This window comes from Arthrobacter sp. HMWF013 (assembly GCF_003061105.1).
In the GTDB taxonomy this organism is placed as follows: Bacteria; Actinomycetota; Actinomycetes; order Actinomycetales; family Micrococcaceae; genus Arthrobacter.
This window is the reverse complement of record NZ_QAIQ01000267.1, coordinates 1-2,848: the sequence shown is the minus strand read 5'-3', so window position 1 is coordinate 2,848 and position 2,848 is coordinate 1. Positions and strand designations below refer to the sequence as shown.

The following is a 2,848-nucleotide window of genomic DNA, read 5'->3' as shown; positions in this document are numbered from 1 at the left end:
CCCCTGATCCGCCCGGTCCACTGGGCCGACGCCGTGGGGGAGGCGCTGCGCGGCACGGACTCGGAACGGCTCCGGGTGCTCCTGCCGGACAACATGCCGGCCGTCGACGCGGACCCGGGCATGCTGGAACGGGTCATCGCCAACCTGGTGGAGAACGCCCTGAAATATGCGCCGGACTCCGACGTGGTGATCTCCGGATCCGTGGGCGGCGCCGGCAGTGCAACAATTGGGGACGTCCCCGCCAGCGAACTCACGGTGGTGGATCATGGCGTGGGCATCCCGGCCGGGGAGGTCCTGGCGATGTTCCGGCCCTTCCAACGGGCGGACGATACCAATCCAGGCACGGGCATCGGGCTGGGCCTGGCCGTGGCGAAAGGCTTCACCGAGGCGATGGGCGGAGTCCTCCTGGCCGAACCCACCCCCGGCGGCGGGCTGACCATGGTGGTCCGCCTTCCGCTGTCCACGGGTGTGGCGCCTGGACCCCGCCCCGAACTGCGCACTGAACCGGGCATGAGAGGACTTGATGGCCGCCGTACTGATCGTTGACGACGAAGTCCCCATCCTCCGGGCCCTGCAGATCAACCTGAACGCCCGCGGCTACTCAACCCTGACCGCCTTCACCGGGCAGGGTGCGCTGGACCAGGCAGCCGCGCACCAGACCGACGTGGTCATCCTTGACCTCGGGCTGCCGGACCTGGACGGCGTGGAGGTCATCCGCCGGCTGCGGCGCTGGAGCGATGTGCCCATTGTGGTCCTGTCCGCGCGGCACGGCTCCGAGGACAAAATCCTGGCCCTGGACGCCGGCGCGGACGATTACGTGACCAAACCGTTCGGCATGGACGAGCTCCTGGCCCGGCTGCGCGCTGCCCTGCGGCGGGGGACAACCGGCGACCTTCCGGTGGTGGAAACCGAGCACTTCACGGTGGACCTGGCGGCCAAGCGCGTTACCCGGGCCGGCGAGACGGTCCGGCTCACGCCCACGGAATGGAAAATCCTCGAACTGCTGGCCCGGAACCGCGGCGCACTGGTCACCCATGACGAACTGCTCAACCAGGTCTGGGGGCCCGCCTACGCCGGCGAGACAAACTACCTGCGGGTCTACCTCGCGCAGCTGCGGCGGAAGCTGGAGACCGACCCCGCCAACCCGCGCCACCTCCTGACGGAACAAGGGCTGGGCTACCGCTTCCAGGAGTGATGCCGCGCACCCCGGCGGGTGCCGCCGTCGGGCGTTAATCCGGGGTTCAAGAGGGCGTTAAGAAAGCATTAAGATCCCCGGAATCCCGGGGTTTCGGGCTCTACGCCGGTGCTACGCTCCGTTGGTTATAGGCGGCACCCTGCTCTCCGTGCGGGGCTTGCTGGCCGCCTCCGGCAGCAACGAAAGACACGTCCTTGACGGCATCAGCCCACTATTCAATCCCCGCCACCGTGCCGAATCCCGAACGGGAGGCTGAGCCCGGCAACGCACTGTCCCGCTGGCTGCTGGAGCACCGGGTGCACCAGCCGGTCGGGCCGGAGGCGGCGGAGGATCATGTGCCCCAGCAGAGCTGGTGGAAGGTCATGTGCCTGACCGGGGTGGACTACTTTTCCACCCTGTCCTACCTGCCGGGCATCGCCGCGCTCGCCGCCGGTGCCCTCTCGCCGCTGGCCACCCTCCTGATCGTGGCCCTCACGCTGGTGGGCATGCTGCCGATGTACCGGCGCGTGGCCGCCGAAAGCCCGCACGGGCAGGGCTCCGTGGCCATCCTCGAGCGGCTCCTGCCGTTCTGGCGCGGCAAAATATTCGTCCTGATTCTGCTGGGCTTTGTGGCCACGTCCTGGATTGTCACCATCACGCTCTCGGCCGCGGACGCCACCGTGCACCTGCTCGAAAACCCCTACCTGCCGCCGTTCCTCGAGGGCCAAGCCGTGCCCATCACCGTGGTGCTGCTCCTGATCCTGGGCGGGGTGTTCCTGCTGGGCTTCTCCGAGGCCGTGGCCGTCGCCATTCCGCTGGTGGCAGTGTTCCTGGTGCTGAACGCGGTGATCATCGGCGTGGGAATGTACGACGCCGTCACCCAGCCCGGTGCCATGGCTGACTGGACCAGCGCACTCACCACCGCATCCGGCGGGTTCGGAGGTGTGGTGGGCCCCGCGCTGGTGGCCTTCCCCCTGCTGGTGCTGGGGCTTTCCGGCTTCGAAACGGGCGTCAGCATGATGCCGCTGGTGGCATCCCAGGGTGCGACGCCCGAGGAGAAGCTGGCCAGCAAAATCCGGAACACCCGCAAGCTCCTGACCACCGCCGCCCTCATCATGAGCGTCTACCTGCTGGGCAGCAGCTTCGTCACCACGGTGCTCATCCCGGCCCAGGAGTTCCAGGACGGCGGCGAAGCGAACGGCCGCGCCCTGGCATACCTGGCCCACGAGCTCCTGGGCAACGGCTTCGGCTCGGTCTACGACGTCAGCAGCATCCTGATCCTCTGGTTCGCCGGGGCATCCGCGATGGCGGGCCTGATCAACATCGTGCCCCGCTACCTTCCCTCCTACGGCATGGCCCCGGAGTGGTCCCGCGCGGTCCGTCCCGTGGTCCTCGTGTACACGGCCATCAGCATCCTCATCACCATCGGCTTCAACGCCGACGTCAACGCCCAGGCCGGCGCCTACGCCACCGGAATCCTCGCCATGATGGTCTCCGGCGCCGTGGCCGTCACCATCTCAGCCGTCCGCCGGAAACAGCGGAAGGCCGCAATCGGGTTCACCGTCCTGACCCTGGTGATGCTCTACGCCCTGGCCGCGAACGTTGTTGCCAAGCCGGACGGCATCGCAATTTCGGGCTTCTTCATCCTGGGCATCGTGGCCGTCTCGCTGGTGT

At 68.2% G+C, this 2,848-nt stretch carries 3 protein-coding genes; all 3 read left to right on the top strand.

The features are described from left to right. A partial coding sequence (locus DBR22_RS10625; protein WP_258229139.1) for a sensor histidine kinase occupies positions 1-546 on the top strand: 546 nt, incomplete at its 5' end. Further along, complete coding sequence (locus DBR22_RS10620; RefSeq protein WP_108598992.1) at positions 524-1,195, top strand: response regulator; 672 nt, start codon at positions 524-526, stop codon at positions 1,193-1,195. The genes DBR22_RS10625 and DBR22_RS10620, both read left to right, overlap by 23 nt. A 194-nt stretch (positions 1,196-1,389) precedes the next feature. Further along, positions 1,390-2,848, top strand: a 1,459-nt coding sequence (locus DBR22_RS10615) for an amino acid permease (RefSeq protein WP_108598991.1), incomplete at its 3' end; no start/stop codon positions are given.